18 protein-coding genes and 1 riboswitch are annotated in these 18,278 nt (G+C 69.2%); of the genes, 5 read left to right on the forward strand and 13 right to left on the reverse strand.

Annotated features, from left to right (window positions below; genetic code table 11):
* The first annotated feature begins 5 nt into the window (after positions 1–5).
* From JHW40_RS05715 to JHW40_RS05725, 3 genes are read left to right on the forward strand one after another with little or no spacing between them, the layout of a single operon-like run.
* Entirely contained in the window at positions 6–1,268 is a 1,263-nt protein-coding gene (locus JHW40_RS05715) for an O-antigen ligase family protein (protein ID WP_170851802.1), read from the forward strand.
* Positions 1,265–2,122, forward strand: a complete 858-nt coding sequence (locus JHW40_RS05720; protein ID WP_090611951.1) for a sulfotransferase family 2 domain-containing protein — start codon at positions 1,265–1,267, stop codon at positions 2,120–2,122. The genes JHW40_RS05715 and JHW40_RS05720 overlap by 4 nt, the downstream gene beginning before the upstream one ends.
* Positions 2,119–4,188 carry a GumC family protein gene (locus JHW40_RS05725; protein ID WP_090611949.1) on the forward strand — a complete coding sequence of 690 codons (2,070 nt, stop codon included), beginning with the start codon at positions 2,119–2,121 and terminating at the stop codon, positions 4,186–4,188. Before JHW40_RS05720 ends, JHW40_RS05725 begins: the two co-directional genes overlap by 4 nt.
* Here the strand turns inward: JHW40_RS05725 and cobF are convergent.
* Genes cobF through cbiE form a run of 5 tightly spaced genes read right to left on the reverse strand, consistent with a single transcriptional unit; the run spans position 4,157 to position 8,568 of the window.
* A complete protein-coding gene (cobF, locus tag JHW40_RS05730; protein ID WP_090611947.1) occupies positions 4,157–4,912 on the reverse strand; it encodes a precorrin-6A synthase (deacetylating) in 756 nt (251 codons plus the stop codon). The genes JHW40_RS05725 and cobF overlap by 32 nt on opposite strands.
* Positions 4,909–6,255 (reverse strand): cobyrinic acid a,c-diamide synthase CobB, encoded by a 1,347-nt coding sequence (locus JHW40_RS05735; RefSeq protein WP_090611944.1) that lies wholly within the window; start codon positions 6,253–6,255, stop codon positions 4,909–4,911. The genes cobF and JHW40_RS05735 overlap by 4 nt, the downstream gene beginning before the upstream one ends.
* A complete protein-coding gene (gene cobM, locus JHW40_RS05740) occupies positions 6,252–7,025 on the reverse strand; it encodes a precorrin-4 C(11)-methyltransferase (RefSeq protein WP_090611942.1) in 774 nt (257 codons plus the stop codon). Before cobM ends, JHW40_RS05735 begins: the two co-directional genes overlap by 4 nt.
* A complete protein-coding gene (locus tag JHW40_RS05745; protein ID WP_244519179.1) occupies positions 7,022–7,402 on the reverse strand; it encodes a cobalamin biosynthesis protein in 381 nt (126 codons plus the stop codon). The genes cobM and JHW40_RS05745 overlap by 4 nt, the downstream gene beginning before the upstream one ends.
* Entirely contained in the window at positions 7,384–8,568 is a 1,185-nt protein-coding gene (cbiE, locus tag JHW40_RS05750; protein WP_090611939.1) for a precorrin-6y C5,15-methyltransferase (decarboxylating) subunit CbiE, read from the reverse strand. Before cbiE ends, JHW40_RS05745 begins: the two co-directional genes overlap by 19 nt.
* Between cbiE and JHW40_RS05755 the strand changes: the two genes are divergently transcribed.
* The gene (locus JHW40_RS05755; RefSeq protein WP_090611937.1) at positions 8,567–9,319 is read left to right on the forward strand and encodes a cobalt-precorrin-6A reductase; all 753 of its coding nucleotides are present in this window, start codon (positions 8,567–8,569) and stop codon (positions 9,317–9,319) included. The two genes, cbiE and JHW40_RS05755, sit on opposite strands and share 2 nt — an antisense overlap.
* Here JHW40_RS05755 and cobJ read toward each other — a convergent pair.
* The 8 genes from cobJ to JHW40_RS05795 are packed head-to-tail and all read right to left on the reverse strand — an operon-like array spanning position 9,289 to position 17,206.
* On the reverse strand, positions 9,289–10,029 hold the full coding sequence (gene cobJ / locus JHW40_RS05760) for a precorrin-3B C(17)-methyltransferase (protein WP_090611934.1): 741 nt from the start codon (positions 10,027–10,029) through the stop codon (positions 9,289–9,291). The genes JHW40_RS05755 and cobJ overlap by 31 nt on opposite strands.
* Positions 10,026–10,766, reverse strand: a complete 741-nt coding sequence (locus JHW40_RS05765; protein ID WP_090611931.1) for a precorrin-2 C(20)-methyltransferase — start codon at positions 10,764–10,766, stop codon at positions 10,026–10,028. The genes cobJ and JHW40_RS05765 overlap by 4 nt, the downstream gene beginning before the upstream one ends.
* Positions 10,767–10,770: 4 nt before the next feature.
* Positions 10,771–11,400 (reverse strand): precorrin-8X methylmutase, encoded by a 630-nt coding sequence (locus JHW40_RS05770; RefSeq protein WP_090611929.1) that lies wholly within the window; start codon positions 11,398–11,400, stop codon positions 10,771–10,773.
* Positions 11,400–11,831: a hypothetical protein gene (locus JHW40_RS05775; RefSeq protein WP_272849076.1), complete on the reverse strand. Its 432-nt coding sequence runs from the start codon at positions 11,829–11,831 to the stop codon at positions 11,400–11,402. Before JHW40_RS05775 ends, JHW40_RS05770 begins: the two co-directional genes overlap by 1 nt.
* 43 nt (positions 11,832–11,874) lie before the next feature.
* A complete protein-coding gene (locus tag JHW40_RS05780; RefSeq protein WP_272849077.1) occupies positions 11,875–12,540 on the reverse strand; it encodes a hypothetical protein in 666 nt (221 codons plus the stop codon).
* Positions 12,537–15,776, reverse strand: a complete 3,240-nt coding sequence (cobN, locus tag JHW40_RS05785) for a cobaltochelatase subunit CobN (RefSeq protein ID WP_090611925.1) — start codon at positions 15,774–15,776, stop codon at positions 12,537–12,539. Before cobN ends, JHW40_RS05780 begins: the two co-directional genes overlap by 4 nt.
* Positions 15,776–16,822: a cobalamin biosynthesis protein CobW gene (cobW, locus tag JHW40_RS05790; RefSeq protein WP_090611922.1), complete on the reverse strand. Its 1,047-nt coding sequence runs from the start codon at positions 16,820–16,822 to the stop codon at positions 15,776–15,778. The genes cobN and cobW overlap by 1 nt, the downstream gene beginning before the upstream one ends.
* A gap of 3 nt (positions 16,823–16,825) precedes the next feature.
* Positions 16,826–17,206, reverse strand: a complete 381-nt coding sequence (locus tag JHW40_RS05795; protein ID WP_090611919.1) for a DUF1636 family protein — start codon at positions 17,204–17,206, stop codon at positions 16,826–16,828.
* A gap of 88 nt (positions 17,207–17,294) precedes the next feature.
* Positions 17,295–17,494: riboswitch (cobalamin riboswitch) on the reverse strand.
* Positions 17,495–17,534: 40 nt separating this feature from the next.
* Between JHW40_RS05795 and cobO the strand changes: the two genes are divergently transcribed.
* Complete coding sequence (gene cobO, locus JHW40_RS05800; protein WP_090611917.1) at positions 17,535–18,176, forward strand: cob(I)yrinic acid a,c-diamide adenosyltransferase; 642 nt, start codon at positions 17,535–17,537, stop codon at positions 18,174–18,176.
* Positions 18,177–18,278 lie beyond the last annotated feature (102 nt).

Consider the following 18,278-nt stretch of genomic DNA (forward strand, 5'->3'; position numbering starts at 1 on the left):
GGATGATGGCCGCATCGGTCGCATATGCCGCGCCGGGGCCGGGCGTCGGGCAGCGGGCTTTCTGGCGGGGCTGGGATCTGGCCATCGTGTTTCTGGCGCTGATGCTGGCGGGGGATACGCTGAACCGCTGGGGGATCTCGGCCCCGGCATGGATGCTGGTTTATGGACTGGCCTTTCTGCGCATCCTGTCGGTCTGGCCCGCCTTCTGGCAGGTGCTGGTCAGGAACCGGGTCTGCATTGCCTATCCGCTGGTGGCGCTGGTCTCGGTCCTGTGGTCTTTCGACCGGCCCGCGACGGTGGCGGGCGGCATCCAGCTGCTGATGAGCGCCTTCATCGCCATGTTCGCCGGATGGCGCTATGCGCCGCGGCAGCTGATGCTGATCGCGCTGGGGGCACTGGGGCTGGGGGTGATGGCCTCGGCGGTGAACTGGGCGACGCTGGTCTTTGGAGGTCCGCTCTACAGTGCGGTGGGCGGGCTTCTGGGCATCTATACCAACAAGAACATGCTGGGCCATTACGGGCTGATGGTGGTGCTGCTGGCGGTCAGCGTGACGCTGATGCCGCCGCCCGAGGCCCCGCGCCCGCTGCGCTTGCTGACCCCGCTGGTCGCGGGTATCGCCGCATTCATGGTGGTGCTGTCGCTGTCGATGACGTCGGTCGTGCTGATGCCATGCTATGTCATGCTGCTGTTCTTGCTGAACCGGCGGCGGATGCCGGTGCTGCTGCGTTTCGCGATGGTGGCGGGCGTGGTCCTGCTGGCCGGTTCCGTGCCGCTGTTGCTGGGCCTGCTGGGGCTGGACCCGTTCACCTTGCTGCTGGATGCGACCGGCAAGGACGCGACGCTGACCGGCCGGACCGAGCTGTGGGCCATCGCGGCGGAAAACATCGCGCAGGCACCGCTGTTCGGGCATGGCTATCAGGCGTTCTGGTCCAGCAGCCAGTTCGCCGCCCAGCATTTCGCCGTATTGCGGGCGGGGGCGACGGCGCCGTCGTTTCACAATTTCATCGCCGATGTGATGATCGGCAACGGGCTGATCGGACTGATCGCCATGCTGGCGATGATCCTGCGCAGGCTGTCGCTGGCCTTCGGCTTCTGGCGGCGCGACGGATCGGCGGTGGCGGTGGCCGCGCTGGTCACCCTGTTGCTGCCGGTCACGCTGGCGATGGTCGAGCCCTATTTCTATCGCCAGCACGAGGTGATGACGATGTGGGTCATCATGATGGGCGTCAGCATCCTGCACCATTTCCTCCCAAGGACCACGAGATGAGAGAGCTTCCCCCCTTTGCCCGTTTCCGGCAGCGGTCGCGCCTTTATGGCGGGCGGCTGCTGCGCAGCGCGACGATGCGGACCCCGCGCCATGCCTGCGTCTTCATGCATGTGCCCAAATGCGGCGGCACCTCGGTTTCCGAGGCGCTTTATGCGACCGTGCCGGTGCATCTGAAGATCGGCATCCTCGATTCGCCCTCGATCCGGCGGGCGCTGGCGATCCGGAACTGCGACCGCGACGATCTGACCTATCACGACGAAGGCCCGCATGTGGCCGCGATCAGCCGGTTCCGCGAAACGCTGGTGCTGATGCATATGGCGCATCAGGCGACGCTGATTCACGGGCATTTCCTGTTTTCGGACATTGCGTGGCGGCATTTCGGTGACCGTTATCGTTTCGTGTCGATCCTGCGCGATCCGGTGGCGCGGACCATCTCGAACTATCGCATGGATCGGCGCACGGGCGTCTTTACCGGCGATTTCGACGCCTTTCTGGACAGCGCCGAGGGGCGGCTGAAGGCGCTGCACATGCTGCGCTATTTCAGCGGCATGGCCACGGTCGCGCCCGATGAGGAGTCGCAGGCGCTGGAACTGGCGCGGCGCAATATGGGGCGTTTTGCGCTGCTGGGCTTTCTGGAGGATCTGAAGGGCTTTGCCGACGGCTATGCCGCGCTGTTCGGCGTCAGGCCGTGGATCCCGCATTACAACGCCGCCGAGGAACGCCCCTTCGACATCACCCCCGATCAGCGCGACCGGCTGCACGCGCTTTGCGCCCCCGATATCGCCCTGTTCGAACAGGCGCGGCAAACCGCCCCGCAACTTCTGGCGCAGGCCCTGCAAGAGAGGACCGCATGACCCACGATTCCGGCCAATGGCGCAACGAGACCGTGCCTGATGTCGATCTTGGCAGCACATTGCGCGCCACGGTCGGCGGGCTCAGGCGGCAATGGCGGCTGATCGCGGGGCTGGTGCTGGCGCTGCTGGTGCTGGTGCTGATCTATCTGCAAATGGCGGTGCCGCAATATACCGCGCGGGCGGCGCTGATCGTGGATCCGCGCATCTCGAACTCGGTCAATGGTCCCGAGGCCCCGACGCTGCTGCTGTCGGATGCGCTGGTGGTGGACAGCGAGATCGAGGTGCTGTCCTCGCGCGTGGTGACCAGCCGCGTGGCCGAAAACCTGGGCCTGTTCGACGCCCCGGACGAAGAGGTCACGCCCGGCCCGTTGTCGCGCCTGCGGGCGATCTTTGCCAGCGACGAGACGCCGATCCTGCAGGGCGAGGATGCCGAGGCCGCCCGCCGCGAAACCATCCGCCAGAAGATGATGCGCGGGTTCGAGATCAGGCGCGCGGGCGGCACCTATGCCATCCAGATCGCCTTTACCGACGAGGATCCGGTTCTTGCCAGTCGCGCGGTGAATGCGCTGATTGACGAATATTTCGTCGCGGCCTCGGATGCGTCGCTGTCGGATACGCGCCGCATCAGCGGATGGCTGGAACAGCGCGTCGCGGTGCTGGCCGATGAGGTCAAGGACGCCGATCACGCGGTGGCCAGTTACCGGCGTGAAAACAACCTGTTCGTGATGCGCGACGACCGTCTGCCCTCCGAGGCCGAGCTGTCCGCCGCCAATGACCGGATGATTGCGCTGCGGTCCCGGCTGATCGACCTGCAAACGACCGAGGAACGGATCACGCTGATTCTCAGTTCGGATTCCGTGGCGCCGCTGCTGGATGGTACTTTGGGAGGAGAGGTCGCCAGCCCCGCCCTGCGTGACATGCAGACCCGCTTTTCGCGGCTGCTGGCAGAGGGCGCGGAACTGACCGGCCGCTGGGGCGAGGACAGCGATATCGTGGCGCGCAACCGGCTGGATCAAAGCCAGTTGCGCGATCTGATGCTGGACGAGGTCGGTCAGATCGCCGAACGGGTGCGCAGCCAGATCGGCGCGGTCCGCCAGCAGATCATCGCCACCGAAAGCCAGATCGGCGAGTTGCGCGACAAGGCCAGCGCCGATGCCGAGAAATCCATCCGCCTGCAAGAGCTGGAACGCGAGGTCGAGGCCAAGCGCAGCCAATACGAGACGATGCTGGGCCAGATGGTGCTGGCGACCCAGAACGAAACCTTCCAGCGCGCCCCCGCCCGTATCATCGCCCGCGCCGTGCCGCCCGACGAAAAGTCAAAGCCGGCGGGCAAGCGGCTGCTGGTGCTCAGCGTGTTTTCGGGGCTGGTGCTGGGCGCGGGCATCGCCTTTCTGCGCGAGGTGACCGACAACCGCCTGCGCCTCGTGTCCGATCTGCGGCAGGGGCTGGGTCTGCGCTGGCTGGGGGTGCTGCCGCGGCAAGGCACCGATCCCGCGCCGCATCTGCGCGATCTGACCGCAGAATTGCAGCGCCGCCGCCCGCCACGATCATCAGGCGGGCGCGCTGGCAGGACCGCTGGCGCAGATGCTGGCGGCGCAGGATCGGGTGGCGGTGCTGAGCCTTGGCGGCAATGTCCCGGGCCTGCCCGCGCCGCAGCCCGTCAGCCTGTCCGGTCAGGGGCTGGGCGATGTCGTCGCGGGCCAGCCCATGGTGATCTCTGCCACCGCCGCCGAAGGGCTGCCGGTTCTGTCGCGCCGCAACGCGGCTGCGCTGGCGGATTTCATGCAGGCTTTGCGCCGGGATTTCGATCATGTGATCCTGCTGCTGCCACCGCTGGAAAACCATGTAGAGACCGAACTGGCCGCGCCGCTGGTCGATTGCGCCGTGCTGGTGGTTCCCTGGGGGCAGGTGACCCTGCCCGATCTGGCCCAGCCATTGCAGGAGGCCGACGCGATCCGACCCCGGCTGCTGGGGGCGGTGTTTGCCGTTCCCTCGATGCGCGAATTCCGCCGCCACAACCCCTGATGCGGCGGATCAGCCCCGTCGCATCAGATAGATATCCATGATCCAGCCATGCCGGGCGCGGGCGGTCTGGCGCATCCCGATGATGCGCGGCCCGGCATCCGCCAGCGGCCCGGCGCAGGTGATTTCCTCGGCCATGCCCAGAAAGGCGCCCCACCAGATGCGGATGCCCTCGGGCGGCAGGGTCTGGAATGCGCAGCCGCCGTCCAGCATGACGACGACGGTGTCGGCACCCTCGGGCCAGCCATGATCGGCCAGCCTGCGTCCGGTGGTGATCTGCACCGGCTCGGCCACGAGGTTCAGCGGAATGGCATGGGCCGCGCACAGCGCCTGTATCGCGGTGATGCCCGGAATGACGCGGGTGGTCACCGCCAGCCGCGTCGCCAGCCGTTCCGCGATGCGCAGGCTGCTGTCATAAAGCGACGGATCACCCCAGACCAGCAGCGCGACGCGGCCCGAAGCTTCCGGCAGATGCGCCGTGATCGCCGTCTGCCACGCCTCGGCGATCCGGTCGTGCCACAGATTGACGCCGCGCCGGTAATCGGGGTCGTCCGCGTCGCGCACCGGCAGGTCGAATTCGACGATCCGGGTCGCACAGCCTTGCAGATGCGACCGGCAGATATGCCGCCGCAGCCCGGCCAGATCGGCCTTGTCCGCGCCCTTCAGCGGGATCAGGACCAGATCGGCCGCGCGCATCGCCTGAATGGCTTGCAGCGTCACATGGCCGGGATTGCCGGTGCCGATCCCGATCAGCGTCAGCTCGATCATGGCTGGCCCCCATCATCCGATCCCCGCGCGATCAGATGAAAGAAGGTGCCGCTGACCCGCCCGCCGCCCTTGCCGTCGCGGATCGAGCCGGTCTCGGGCACCTCGGCGCCATTGGCATCCTCGACCCGGGCCAGCGGCTGGTCGGGCTGCGACAGGATCGTGGCATAGTGGAATTCGTGCCCGCGCAGCAGGCTGCCCGCAGGCAGGCCGGGCAGGTCCGCCCCCAGCCGCGCCAGACGATAGCCCAGATGCATCCGCCGCTTGTGATAGCTGGTCTCAAGTCCCAGTAGCCCGGCCATCTGGTGGCGCGTTCCGTCCGCATCGACCAGACCGGCCCCCAGCGCCATATAGCCGCCGCATTCGCCATGCACCGGACGGGTGCGGACAAAGCGCCGCAGCCCGTCGCGGAACCGCGATGCGGCGGCCAGCCGCCCGGCGTGAAGCTCGGGATAGCCGCCGGGCAGCCAGCAGCAATCGGCGCTGTCATCGGGGGCCTGATCGGCCAACGGCGAAAAGGGCAGGATCGTGGCCCCCTGCCGCCGCCATTCCGCGATCAGATGTGGATAGGCAAAGCTGAAGGCCGCGTCCCGGGCCAGCGCGATCCGCATGCCGGGGGGCGGCACCGGCTGATGCGGCAGGGCGTCGGGCAGGGGACGGCTGGCGGCGGCGGCGATGATGGCGTCCAGATCGCAATGGGTGGCGATGAAATCGCCCGCATGGGTCAGAAGCTGTTGCAGATGCGGGGTTTCCTCGGCCTGCACCAGACCCAGATGCCGCTCGGGCAGTTCGATATTGCCCTGCCGGGGCAGCACGCCCAGCACCCGGATTCCGGCCTGCGCCATGCCTTCGCGGATCAGCGCCTCGTGCCGGGGCGAGGCCACGCGGTTCAGCACCACCCCGGCAAAGGGCAGGTCGGGCCGCAGCGTGGCAAAGCCCCGCGCGGTCGCTGCCGCCGATTGCGCCTGACCCGAGACATCCAGCACCAGCACCACCGGCCAGCCCGCCATCACCGCGATTTCGGCGCTGGAGCCGATGCCGCAGGCCCCGGGACGCGCCACGCCGTCGAACAGGCCCATCGAGCCCTCGGCCAGCACCAGATCCGCCGGTTCCTGACCGCCGGTATGGGCCGCGATCTGGCCTGCACCCATCGCCCAGGTGTCCAGATTGAATGAGGCCCGCCCCGAGGCCGCCAGATGAAAGGCCGGGTCGATATAGTCGGGGCCGGACTTGAACGGCTGCACCACCAGCCCGCGCGCGCGCAGGGCCGTCAGCAGACCCAGCATCAGCATGGTCTTGCCGGTCCCCGAGGACGGGGCCGAGATCATCAGGCCGGGTGCTGTCATTCGGGAAACCTCGGGTTGTCGCCGGTCGGGCGATAGCGGCGGTCGTAGTCGGCGGCGTAAAGGCGGCTGTCCTCGAACCCCTCGGCCGCCAGCGCCGGGCCGACAAGGATCAGCGCGGTGCGGTCGATGCCCTGCGCCTGCGCTTCGATATCGGCAAGGGTTGCGCGGATCACCCGCTGATCGGGCCAGCTGGCGCGCCAGACCACCGCCACCGGGCAGTCAGGGCCGTAATGCGGGGTCAGATCGGCCACGACCCGATCCAGCGCATGGATCGACAGATGGATGGCCAGCGTCGCGCCGGTGGCGGCGAAATTCGCCAGCGCCTCGCCCTGTGGCATGGCCGAGGCGCGTCCGGGCGTGCGCGTCAGCACCACAGATTGCGCGATGCCGGGCAGGGTCAGCTCGGTCTGCAACGCGGCGGCGGCGGCGGCAAAGGATGGCACGCCGGGCGTCACCTCAAAGGGGATGTTCAGCGCGCGCAGCCGCCGCAACTGTTCGCCCATCGCCGACCAGACCGACAGATCGCCCGAATGCAGCCGCGCCACGTCATGGCCCGCCTCATGCGCCGCCGCCATTTCCGCGATGATCGCATCGAGGCTGAGCGGCGCGGTATTCACGATCCGCGCGCCGGGCGGGCAATGGGCCAGCAGCGCCTCGGGCACCAGACTGCCGGCGTAAAGGCAGACCGGGCAGGCGGCGATCAGGTCGCGCCCGCGCAGGGTAATCAGGTCGGCCGCGCCGGGGCCTGCGCCGATGAAATGGACGGTCATGCGGGGCCTTTCTGTGCGGTTTCCGCGATGGCGGCGGTGGCCTGCCCGCACGGCGAGACGTGGCGGGCCGCCACGATCCGCGCGCCGGGACCGGCTGCGGCAAGGGCTGCGGCCTCGGCCACCGAGCCGGTGCCATGAAGCGCAAGGATGCGCGGCGATCGGGTGGGCGTGGTGATGCCTTCGACAGCAACCAGATGCAGCGGCAGGGCGCGCAATCCGGCCAGCGGGGCAAGATGCGGCCCGCGCGCGGCAATGGTGGCCAGCGCATCGACCGGACCGGCTTGCGCCTCGGCGGCGTCCAGCGCGGCTTGCAGCGCGGCCAGAGGCGCGCCCGCGCGGCAACCGATGCCCGCGACCATCATCGCAGCACCCGCCATTGCACCACCGGACGCGCCGCCTGCCAGCCGCGCATCCCGCCCAGGGGCGCGGCCTCGGCAATGTCGATGCGTATCAGGGCGCCGCCGTGGCGGGCATGGAGGCTGGTCAGCAAGGCTTCGGTTTCCAGCGTGACGGCATTGGCGACGATCCGCGTGCCGGGTGCCAGCCGGTCCCACAACCCGGAAAACAGCGCCGCATTGCCGCCGCCGCCGACAAAGACCGCATCCGGCGCGGGCAACCCCTCCAACGCATCGGGCGCCGTGCCGGGGCGCAGGGTCACGCGGTCGTCCAGCCCGAAATTGGCGATATTGGTGGCGATATTCCGGCCGCGATCCTCGCGTGGCTCAATGCAGATCGCACGGCCCCCCGCCAGCGCCCATTCGACCGAGACCGAACCCGAGCCGCCACCGATATCCCACAGCAACTCTTCTCGACGCGGGGCCAGCGCCGACAGGGTGATGGCGCGTATCGGGGATTTGGTGATCTGGCCGTCATGGGCAAAATCGGTCTCGGGGCGACCCGGCGCGGCAGACAATCCGGCCCCGACCGGCAGATCGGCCCCGTCCAGCGCCACGGCAACCGGGGCCGCGATGTCGCCCATATCGCAATCCCGCGCCTGCCGGATGCGTTCCTGCGGCCCGCCAAGACGCTCCATCACGGTCATGCGCACCGCGCCAAAGCCCTGCGTCGCAAGCCAATCCGCCAGCGCAGGCACCGCCGCGCTGTCGCGCAGGGTGGCGATGATCCGGCAACCGCGCGTCAGATGCGGGCGCAGCCGGGCGAAGGGGGCAGCGTGCAGGCCAAGGCAGGCGATATCCTCGATCCGCCAGCCCAGCCGCGCCGCCGCCAGCGCGAGTGTGCCGGGGGCGGGCAGGGCGTGCCATTCACCGGGGTTCAGATGCGCGCACAGGCTGCCGCCCGCGCCGAACCAGAACGGATCGCCCGAGGCCAGCACCGCCACCGGCTGCCCCCGCAGCGCCAGCACCGGCGCGATATCGAAGGGGACCGGCCATTCGCGGCCACGCCCGCCCGCCCCGGCCAGCACCAGATGGCGCGGCCCGCCAAAGATCACCGCCGCCCGGTCAAGCGCATGACGGCTTGCATCCGGCAGCCCGGCAAGGCCATCTTCGCCGATACCGATGATCGTTAGCCAGGGATCACCCATGCCCCGCATCCTTCTTCTGGGCGGCACGTCCGAGGCCAGTGCTTTGGCGCGCCTGCTGGCCGCGCAGGGCGTCGAGGCGGTCTATTCCTATGCCGGGCGCACCGCAGCGCCCATCGCCCAGCCGCTGCCGGTCAGGATCGGCGGTTTCGGCGGGGTCGGGGGGCTGGCCGATTACCTGCGAACTCACGCGATCACCCATCTGATCGACGCCACCCATCCCTTTGCCGCAACGATCAGCCGCAATGCGATCGCCGCCGCCCATGCCACCGGCACGCCTTTGTTGTCGCTGGAACGTCCGGCATGGCGCGCCGGGTCGGGTGACGACTGGTTCCACGCTGCGGATTTTGAATCCGCCGCCGCCGCCCTTCCCGTCGATCCGGCGCATGTCTTTCTGGCCATCGGGCGGCAGAACCTGAGCGCGTTCGCCGGGTTGCCGCATCGCTGGCTGCTGCGGCTGGTCGATCCGCCCGACGGCCCGCTGCCCCTGCCGCGCGCCCATGCGGTGATTGCGCGCGGCCCCTTTGACGTCGAGACCGACCGGGCGCTGATGCAGGCCCACGGCATCACCCATCTGGTCGCCAAGAATGCCGGGGGCGCGGGGGCCGAGGCCAAGCTGACCGCCGCCCGCGCCCTGCACCTGCCGGTGATCCTGATCGACCGCCCGGAACTGCCTTCGCGTCCGACCGTCACCGAACCCGGGGATGCGCTGGCATGGCTGCATCACACACCCTCGGCCCGGCGCGGGGTATAGACCCAGCGGCCCACCCGTCGCGTCGTCGAATTGCCGACCAGAACCACCGTACGCATATCGGCCATTTCGGGGCGTGCCCCGGACAGCGTGACCGTGTGCAGCCGTTCCTCGGGGGTCGAGACCGCGCGGGCAAAGCTGATCAGCCGCTCGCCGCCACATTCCTCGCGCAGAATCTCCAGCACGCGGGCGAACTGATGCGGGCGGCTGGCGGATCGCGGGTTATAGAAACCCATCGCGAAATCGCCCTGCGCGGCCAGTCGGACCCGGCGTTCGACCAGATCGAAGGGCTTGAGGTTGTCCGACAGGTTGATGGCGCAGAAATCATGTCCCAGAGGCGCGCCCAGCCGCGCCGCCGCCGCCAGCATGGCGGTGATGCCGGGCAGGATGCGGATGTCCAGACCGGCATGTTGCGGCTGCACCTCGATGGCCTCGAACAGCGCCGAGGCCATGGCGAACACACCCGGATCGCCCGACGAGACCACGACGACCCGCCGCCCCAAAGCCGCCATCTCCAGCGCGGCGCGGGCGCGGTCCAGCTCGACCCGGTTGTCGGACGGATGCAGGCTCAGGCCGGGGCGTGGCGCCACCCGCGCGACATAGGGGATATAGCCCACCACATCCGTCGCCTGATCCAGCGCGGCGCGGACCTCGGGGGTGATCAGCGCGTCATCGCCGGGGCCAAGGCCCGCGACCGCCAGCCAGCCGCTCATTGCCCGGCCCCGGCGGCCAGCGGGCGGCGGCCCTGTCCGTGGACCAGCACGAGGGCGAAATAGGGGCAATCGGCGTCCCCGACCTCGGCCAGACGGGCGACGCGCTGGCCGGGCATGGTGCCGCGCTCGATCAGCCATGCCTGATCGGCGCGCCCGGCGGCGGCCAGCGCCCGGCGGATCTTGGGCAGGTTGCGCCCGGTCTTCATCACCACCAGCGCATCGGCGCCCTGCATATGCCGGACCAGATCGGCCTCGGGCAGGGTGCCCATGACCACCGACAGCACATCGTCGCCCCATGTGATCGGCTGGCCAGTGACGTTCCAGCAGCCCGCCATGCCGGGAATGCCGGGGATCACCTCGACCGGGACGCGATCCTTCAGCCGCACATAAAGATGCATGAAGGAACCGTAAAAGAACGGATCGCCCTCGCACAGCACGACCACATCATCGGTGGCGGCCAGCGCCGCCAGACGCGCGGCCCAATCGTCATAGAACGCCGCCAGTCGCGCGTTGTATTCCGGGCTGTCGAAGGGGATTTCGGTCGTGACCGGGTATTCCATCGGATATTCGGCGGCGCCCCCGGCCAGCATGCCCTCGACGATCCGCCGTGCTTGTCCCTGCCGCCCGGCCTTGCGGAAATAGGCGACATGGCGGGCCGCGCGGATCACACGGTCGGCTCGGACCGAGATCAGGTCGGGATCGCCCGGCCCCAGTCCCGCGCAGATGATCTTGCCCACGGGGTTACTCCTTCCGGCTGGCAAGGGCGTTGACGGCGGCCACGGTGATGGCCGAGCCGCCCAGCCGCCCCAGAACCACCATGCAAGGCACCGGCTGCGCCGCGATCAGCGCATCCTTGGATTCCGCCGCGCCGACAAAGCCCACCGGGCAGCCGATGATGGCGGCGGGGCGGGGGCAGGCGGGGTCCTCCAGCATGTTCAGCAGGTGAAACAGCGCGGTGGGAGCATTGCCGATGGCGACGACGCTGCCCGCCAGATGTGGGCGCCACAGCTCCAGCGCGGCGGCGGACCGGGTATTGCCCATGCTGCGCGCCATGTCGGGCACGGTGGGGTCGTTCAGGGTGCAGATGACGGCGTTGTCGGCGGGCAGGCGGGCGCGGGTGATGCCTTCGCTGACCATCCGCGCATCGCAGAGGATCGGCGCCCCGGCCTTCAGCGCCGCCCGCGCCTGCGCCGCCATGCCGGGGCTGAAGCGGATGTCGCGTTCCAGCCCGACCAGCCCGGCGGCATGGATCATGCGCACGGCCACGGGTTCCTCATCCGCGTCGAAACGGGCCAGATCGGCCTCGGCCCGGATGGTGGCGAAGGACTGGCGATAGATCGCGGCGCCGTCCTTTTCGTAAACATGGGGCATCAGAACAACTCCGGCAAAGGCGGCATGCGGTCGGGATCGAGGTCGTGCCCCAATGCCGCGCCTGACGCAAGCCCGTCCCTGATCGCGCAAAAGCCGCGCGGGGTGGCGACCAGCACCAGATCGGCGGGCGTGGGGGAGGCGCAGCCCTTGGCGCAGCCCGACACATGCAGCACCCGGCCCGGCGGCATCCCGGGTGCCAGCCGCCGCGCAAAGGCCCGCGTTTCGGCCAAGGCCTGCGGACAGCCGGGCGCGCCGGTGCAGACCCGCAGCCGCAGCCGGGGATCATCCGGGTTCAGGATCAGATCGGGCAGATCGGGCAGGCTGGCCGCGCCTTCGACCAGCAGCATTCGCCACGGCGTCAGCCGGATCGGCCCGGTTTCGGCCAGCGCCGACAGGGTGGGGGCGCTGATCTGGCCGAACTCTGCCGCCACCAGCATGCCTTGCGGCACTGGGCCGGGGGCGGGGCGGGCGCGGTCAGGGCTGGGGTCCGCGTGGCATCGGGGGCCGGATGCCGCGCCGGATCAACGCCGCCATCCGTCCCCGCCCGCCCACGGCCCCGCCTTGCGACAGGAACCATGCGGCCAGCGCGACGGCGGCCTGCGGTGCGTTCCGGGCCGTCACCTGCGCACCCGTCGCCATGCCATCGGCACGCAGGATCAGGCCGCCCTGCGTGTCACGCTCGACCCGGATATCGGCGGGCGTATCGGCCAGCAGCCGCTGCGCGCCGGTATCGACGGCAAAGCCGAATTTGGCGGGCAGGATCAGGTTGCTGGACGCCAATGCGGTCGCCAGCGCCGCCGCCAGCGTATCGGTCTTGGCACGGGCAAAGGGGGTGACGATGATATTGCGCCGCGTCTCGGCGGCGATATCGGCATCGATCAGCCCCAGCGCGCGCAGATCGGCAATCAGCGGTCCGTGGCTGTCGGGCGTCACTCCGCGCAGTTGCAGATTGGCCCGCCCGGTCAGGTCGATCAGCCCGTTGCCATGCGCCTGCGCCGCCGCCGCGATACCTGCCGCCTGATGCTGCGTCAGCCGCCCGCCATGCGCGCGCAGCCGCACCACCCAGCCATCGCCGGATTCCATCGGACGCAGCGCACCGGGACACCAGCCCTTGATCCGGGGGGTATTCACCGCGCTCATTCCCCCGCCTCCAGCGTGGCCGCGATCGAGTTGCGGCGCGTCACCCACAGCCCGGCATCGCGCAGGCGCCGGAACAGGTCGCGCATGGCGGCCAGCGCGGCGGGGTTTTCGCGCTCCATGAAGGCGACGACTTCCGCCCGGCCCAATGTCGCGTCGTGATAGAGGTCGAACAGATGCGGCGGCACCGCACCCGCCAGATGGGCGAAGGCGGCAAGGTGATCCAGCGTCGCCGCGATCTCTGCCGCGCCCCGGAAGCCATGGGTGCACATCGCATCGGCCCAACGCGCATCGGTGGCGCGGGCGCGGACGGTGCGGGCGATTTCCTCGGTCAGGGTGCGGGCGCGCGGGCGGTCGGGCTGCGTCGCGTCCAGATGATAGAGCGCGGGGGCCGCGGCCCCGATCCGGGCCATGGCGGCGGCGAAACCGGCCTCGTGCGCGGCATAGTCATTGGCCAGCAGCAGATCGCTTTCCGGCAGATCCTGCGCATGGACGAAGCTGTCGGCGCGCGCCAGCCGGGCCTCCAGCGCGGGGCGGTCGTCGCGGGGCAAGCCGTCGCGGCCGATGGCCCAGCTGGAGGCCGCCAGCCATGCCTCGCCCGCCGCCTTGCGCGCCTGATCGGTGAACGTCTCGGGCGCGATGCCCATGCCCAGCCCGTATTGGCCCGGCTGCGGGCCGAAGACGCGCGGGCTGCGGGCCAGATAGGGGTTGTCACCGGGCGATTCCTCGCGCCCGGCCAGTGCCTCGGCCCCGGTCTCGAACAGTTGCGCCAAGACGGGGAACACATCGCGAAACAGGCCCGATACCCGCAGCGTCACATCGATGCGCGGGCGCCCCAGCAAGGCCAGCGGCACGATTTCCACGCCCGAGACCCGGCCCGATCCGGCATCCCAGACGGGTTTCAGCCCCGCCAGATGCAGCGCCATGGCGAATTCCTCGCCCGCCGTGCGCATGGTCGCGCTGCCCCACAGATCGACGACCAGCCCGCGCGGCCAGTCGCCGTGATCCTGCAAGTGACGGCGCAGCAATTCCTCGGCCAGTTTGACGCCCTGCGCATGGGCGGCAGGCGTTGGCACCGCGCGCGGATCGACGGAATAGAGGTTGCGCCCGGTCGGCAGCACATCCGCCCGCCCCCGCGCGGGCGAGCCCGAGGGGCCCGGCGCGACATGCCGCCCCGCCAGCGCGGTCAGCAGGCCCGCGCGCTCATCCGCGCCGCTGGGACCGGTGCCGAAGACATGCAGCCCCTCGCCGAACTGGCTTTCCTTGATGTCGCAGACGAAGCGGTCGATGCGGGTGATCGCCTCGGCGGCGCTGGCGTCGGGGGGGATGCCCAGATCATCCTCGACCCCTGCCGCGCGGGCCTCGTCGCGGATGGATGCGATCAGCCGGTCGCGCCGGGCCGGGTCCAGTCCGTCGGCGGTCGAATATTCGTCCAGCAGGCGTTCCAGCCCCGACATCGCCTCGGGCAGCCGCGACGCGATCATCGGGGGCGGCATATGCCCCAGAGTGACGGCGCCAAGGCGGCGCTTGGCCTGCGCGGCCTCGCCCGGGTCGTTGACGATGAAGGGATAGATCACCGGCAGCGGGCCGGTCAGCGCCTCGGGCCAGCAATCACCCGACAGCGCCACCGCCTTGCCCGGCAGCCATTCCAGCGTGCCATGCGCGCCCATATGGATCAGCGTATGCAGTCCCTGCCGGTGCAGCCACAGATAAAACGCGACATAGGCGTGGCGCGGCACGCGGGTCAGGTCGTGATAATCGTCGTCACGGCTGGCGCGCTGGCTGCGTTCGGGTTGCAGGGCCAGCAGCAGCTTGCCACGGCGGATGGCAGCGAATTGGAAGGATTTTCCATCGCAATCCGGGTCGCTGTCAGGGACACCCCATGCCGCCGTCAGATCGCCCTTCAGAGTTTGCGGCAGGTGGTCCAGCGCCGCCAGATATTCGGCCAGCGGCCAGCGGATGCGCGCGGTTCGCAGATCGCTGGCGGCGCCGGGGGCGATGTCATGGCCCTGATCGGCCAGCATCCCCGCCACCGCATCGGCCGAGGCCAGCGCGTCGAGGCCGACCGCATGGGCCATCTGCCAGTCCCGGCCCGGATAGGTGGACAGGATCAGCGCCACCTGCCGATCCTGCGGTGGGGTCCGGCCCAGCCGCAGCCAAGCGCCGACGCGGGCGACGGTCGCGGCGATGCGGTCGGGATCGGGGCGATGGGCAAAGCGGCTGTATTGCAGATCCGGGTCACGCGGTTCGGGCGCCTTGAAGCTGATGACACCGGCAAAGATGCGGCCATCGACCTCGGGCAACACGACATGCATGGCCAGATCGGCGGGGGACAGGCCGCGTTCCGCCCCGGCCCATTCGCGGCGGCGATTGGTGGACAGGGCGACCTGAAACACCGGGCAACCGAAGGTGTCGAAGGGCGTCGCAGCGCCATCGGAGCGGACGGAAAAGCCGGTGGCGTTGACGATGGCCTGCGGCGCGATCTTGGCCCCCGTCAGCCAATCCGCAAAGCCGGGCGCCTTCAGCGAGGGCGCAAAGACCCCGCAAGCGGCAAACCCCGCGTCGCGCAGACCGTGGATCAGCGCATCGACCGGCGCGGTATCGGCGGCGGTCAGATAGCTGCGATAGAAACTGACCAGCACCAGCGGCCCATCCGGCGGCGCCGGGATCACTCCGGCCTGCGGGTCATAAAATCCCATCCGGGGCAGGGATTTCTGCCCCGGCACCGGCCTGGCGAACAGTCCCGCCGCAATCGCCATCTGCGCCAGCGCGGCCTGCGCCGCCACCGCCCCCCCGGTATCGCAAAGCCGCTTCAGCATCCGCAGCGTCGAGGCGGGCACGGTCGAGACCGCATCCAGACGCGGATCGTCGCGCCCGTCGGCGGGCAGCACCGCCAGCGCGATCCCGCGACGCCGCGCCAGATCCTGCACCGAGGCGAGGCCATAGGGCCAATAGGCCTCGCCCCCGATCAGGCGGATCAGGATGCCCTTTGCACCGGCAAGTGTCTGCTCGACATAGGTATCGACCGACACCGGATGGCGCAAAGCCACCAGATTGCACAGCCGCAACGACGGCAATCCGCCCGCCGCACCCCGCCGCGCCCGGTGCCAGCCTGCCGCGAAGGCCCCCAGATCGCTGTCGGAAAACGACAGCACCACCAGATCACCCGGCGTCTGGCTGGGATCATAGGGGGTGTCGGTCTCTTCCAGACCGTGGCTTTCGCGAAAGACGACATGCATCAGGCGGGCACGGCCTCCAGCAACAGGCGGCGGATCGCGGCTTCGTTCACATCGTCATGTTCGGCAATGACCACCAGACGCGAGGCGCGGGGCTGATCGCCCCAGGGACGGTCATATTGATGCCGCACCCGCGCACCCACCGCCTGCACCAGCAGACGCATCGGTTTGCCCGAAACGGCGACATGGCCCTTGACCCGCAGGATGTTCTGCTCGACCGCCAGCCGCTCGATCCCGGCGACCAGTTGCGCGGGATCGTCGATTTCGGGCAGCTCGATCACCACGGTATCGAAATCCTCGTGCTCATGGTCGTCGGCGCCGTCGTGATGGCTGGGGCGTGCCTCCAGATCATCCTCGGCCGCCGCGCCAAGGCCAAGGATCACCTTCGGGTCGATCGCGCCTTCGGTCACGGTCAGGATCGGCAGCTTGCGCGGCGATTCAGCCTCGATCACGGCGCGGGCGGCGGCCACGCCATCCGGCCCGGCCAGATCGGCCTTGGTCAGCAGCACGACATCGGCGCAGGCGATCTGATCCTCGAACACCTCGGACAGCGGGGTTTCGTGGTCCAGGCTGTCATCGGCCTCTCGCTGGGCCTGCACCGCGGATTCGTCGGGGGCAAAGCGGCCCGCCGCCACGGCCTCGGCATCGGCCAGCGCGATCACGCCATCGACGGTGATGCGCGACCGGATCGCGGGCCAGTCAAAGGCCTTCAGCAAGGGCTTGGGCAGGGCCAGCCCCGAGGTCTCGATCAGGATATGGTCGGGCTTTTGGGGCATCGCCATCAGCCGCTCCAGCGTCGGGATGAAGTCATCGGCGACGGTGCAGCAGATGCAGCCATTCGACAGTTCCATGATGTTTTCCGCCGGGCAGTTCTCATCCGCGCAGGATTTCAGGATATCGCCATCGACGCCCACGGTGCCGAATTCATTGACCAGCACGGCCAGCCGCCGCCCCTGCGGGTTGGCCATCAGATGCCGGATCAGCGTCGTCTTGCCGGAACCGAGAAAGCCGGTGATGACGGTGACGGGGGTTTTGGTCAGATCGGACATGGATCACTCACTTTCTTGGGGATCGGGCAGGGGGACAAGCGGCGGAATCCGGGCAAGGCTTTGCTTGCGGAAGATGACGGGGCGTTCGCGCCACGGCACCAGCCCGTCAGCGGCGGCGGCATAGGCGGCGGCGCCCGTCAGGATCTCTGGCGCGTCCGAGGGCGTCAGGCGACCATAGACATAGGTCCACTTGCCAGGGCCCGACAGCGCGACCGAGCAGCCCTGCGAACAGGCCGACAGACATTCGACGGCGCGGATCTCGACCCCCGCCGGGGCGGATGCGGTCAGGGCGGCGTGCAGTTCGGCGCCGGGACGGGGGTCGGCTGCGGCCTCGGGGTCGATGCCCCGGCAGGTCGTGCAGACATGCAATACGGCGCGCGCCATGCGGCCCTCCGTGAACTGGTGGCGCGGGGCATGGGCCGAGGGGCAGGGACACACCCCTGCCAACCGGTCGCGGATCACCCCGTCCGCCCGTGAAAATCGTGCGCTGGCAGGTCTCCCGGCTTGCGGATTCAGGGTTTCCCCAACGGTCGGCCCGCCTTCCCGGCATTTGCCAGTGGCTTGGGCGACCTTTCCGGTCACGGTCGCGGGGGCGGCTGCTTTCAGGCGTGATGCCTGTCGCATTCCCTCTTGGCCTGTCATAGGACAGGAACCAGCGCGCCCCCAACTGAGGCGTGCGCCCCTGTCTTGTCAAGCCGGAGGAGCACAAAGCATGACCGACAGCCACGACATCACCCCCCCCATCACCGCCGAGGAACAGGCCCGCCACGCCGCGAAGATGGCAAAGATCAAGGCCGCCCGCGACAGGATGATGCAGGGCAAGACCGGCGAAAAGGGCCTGATCATCGTCCATACCGGGCCGGGAAAGGGCAAATCCAGCAGCGGTTTTGGGATGATCCTGCGCTGCATCGCCCATGACATGCCCTGCGCGGTGGTGCAGTTCATCAAGGGCGCGTGGGACACCGGCGAACGCCGTCTGCTGACCGCGCATTTCGCCGATTTGTGCCAGTTTCACGCGATGGGCGAGGGGTTTACATGGGAAACGCAGGACAAATCCCGCGACATCGCCGCCGCTCAGGCAGGCTGGCAGAAGGCGAAGGACCTGATCCGCGACCCGTCGATTCGCATGGTGCTGCTGGACGAAATCAACATTGCGCTGCGCTATGGCTATTTGCAGGCGGATGAGGTGGTGGATTTCCTGCTGGCCGAGAAGCCGCCGCTGACCCATGTGGTGCTGACCGGCCGCAACGCCCCCGATCTGCTGATCGAGGCGGCGGATCTGGTGACCGAGATGGCATTGCTGAAACATCCCTTCCGATCAGGCGTCAAGGCCCAGCCGGGGGTTGAGTTCTGATCCGGTCCGTCCCATCTTTGCTGCGTTGCAAAAATCTTTCCGTGCGGCGTTGAACCGCATCGGCCCCGGCGGGTTGTCTTTCGGCGGCCGGGAATGCCTGCG

Source organism: Paracoccus alcaliphilus (assembly GCF_028553725.1).
Lineage (GTDB): Bacteria > Pseudomonadota > Alphaproteobacteria > Rhodobacterales > Rhodobacteraceae > Paracoccus > Paracoccus alcaliphilus.

Excerpts from the sequence above, each read along its gene's own strand:
- cobN (WP_090611925.1), bottom strand. The coding sequence starts at position 15,776 with ATGCATGTCGTCTTTCGCGAAAGCCACGGTCTGGAAGAGACCGACACC.
- cobJ (WP_090611934.1), bottom strand. The coding sequence starts at position 10,029 with ATGAGCGGCTGGCTGGCGGTCGCGGGCCTTGGCCCCGGCGATGACGCG.
- JHW40_RS05780 (WP_272849077.1), bottom strand. The coding sequence starts at position 12,540 with ATGAGCGCGGTGAATACCCCCCGGATCAAGGGCTGGTGTCCCGGTGCG.
- JHW40_RS05735 (WP_090611944.1), bottom strand. The coding sequence starts at position 6,255 with ATGACAGCACCCGGCCTGATGATCTCGGCCCCGTCCTCGGGGACCGGC.
- cobM (WP_090611942.1), bottom strand. The coding sequence starts at position 7,025 with ATGACCGTCCATTTCATCGGCGCAGGCCCCGGCGCGGCCGACCTGATT.
- JHW40_RS05745 (WP_244519179.1), bottom strand. The coding sequence starts at position 7,402 with ATGGCGGGTGCTGCGATGATGGTCGCGGGCATCGGTTGCCGCGCGGGC.
- JHW40_RS05770 (WP_090611929.1), bottom strand. The coding sequence starts at position 11,400 with ATGCCCCATGTTTACGAAAAGGACGGCGCCGCGATCTATCGCCAGTCC.
- JHW40_RS05755 (WP_090611937.1), top strand. The coding sequence starts at position 8,567 with ATGCCCCGCATCCTTCTTCTGGGCGGCACGTCCGAGGCCAGTGCTTTG.
- cobW (WP_090611922.1), bottom strand. The coding sequence starts at position 16,822 with ATGTCCGATCTGACCAAAACCCCCGTCACCGTCATCACCGGCTTTCTC.
- JHW40_RS05715 (WP_170851802.1), top strand. The coding sequence starts at position 6 with ATGGCCGCATCGGTCGCATATGCCGCGCCGGGGCCGGGCGTCGGGCAG.
- JHW40_RS05795 (WP_090611919.1), bottom strand. The coding sequence starts at position 17,206 with ATGGCGCGCGCCGTATTGCATGTCTGCACGACCTGCCGGGGCATCGAC.
- cobF (WP_090611947.1), bottom strand. The coding sequence starts at position 4,912 with ATGATCGAGCTGACGCTGATCGGGATCGGCACCGGCAATCCCGGCCAT.
- cobO (WP_090611917.1), top strand. The coding sequence starts at position 17,535 with ATGACCGACAGCCACGACATCACCCCCCCCATCACCGCCGAGGAACAG.
- JHW40_RS05720 (WP_090611951.1), top strand. The coding sequence starts at position 1,265 with ATGAGAGAGCTTCCCCCCTTTGCCCGTTTCCGGCAGCGGTCGCGCCTT.
- JHW40_RS05725 (WP_090611949.1), top strand. The coding sequence starts at position 2,119 with ATGACCCACGATTCCGGCCAATGGCGCAACGAGACCGTGCCTGATGTC.
- cbiE (WP_090611939.1), bottom strand. The coding sequence starts at position 8,568 with ATGGGTGATCCCTGGCTAACGATCATCGGTATCGGCGAAGATGGCCTT.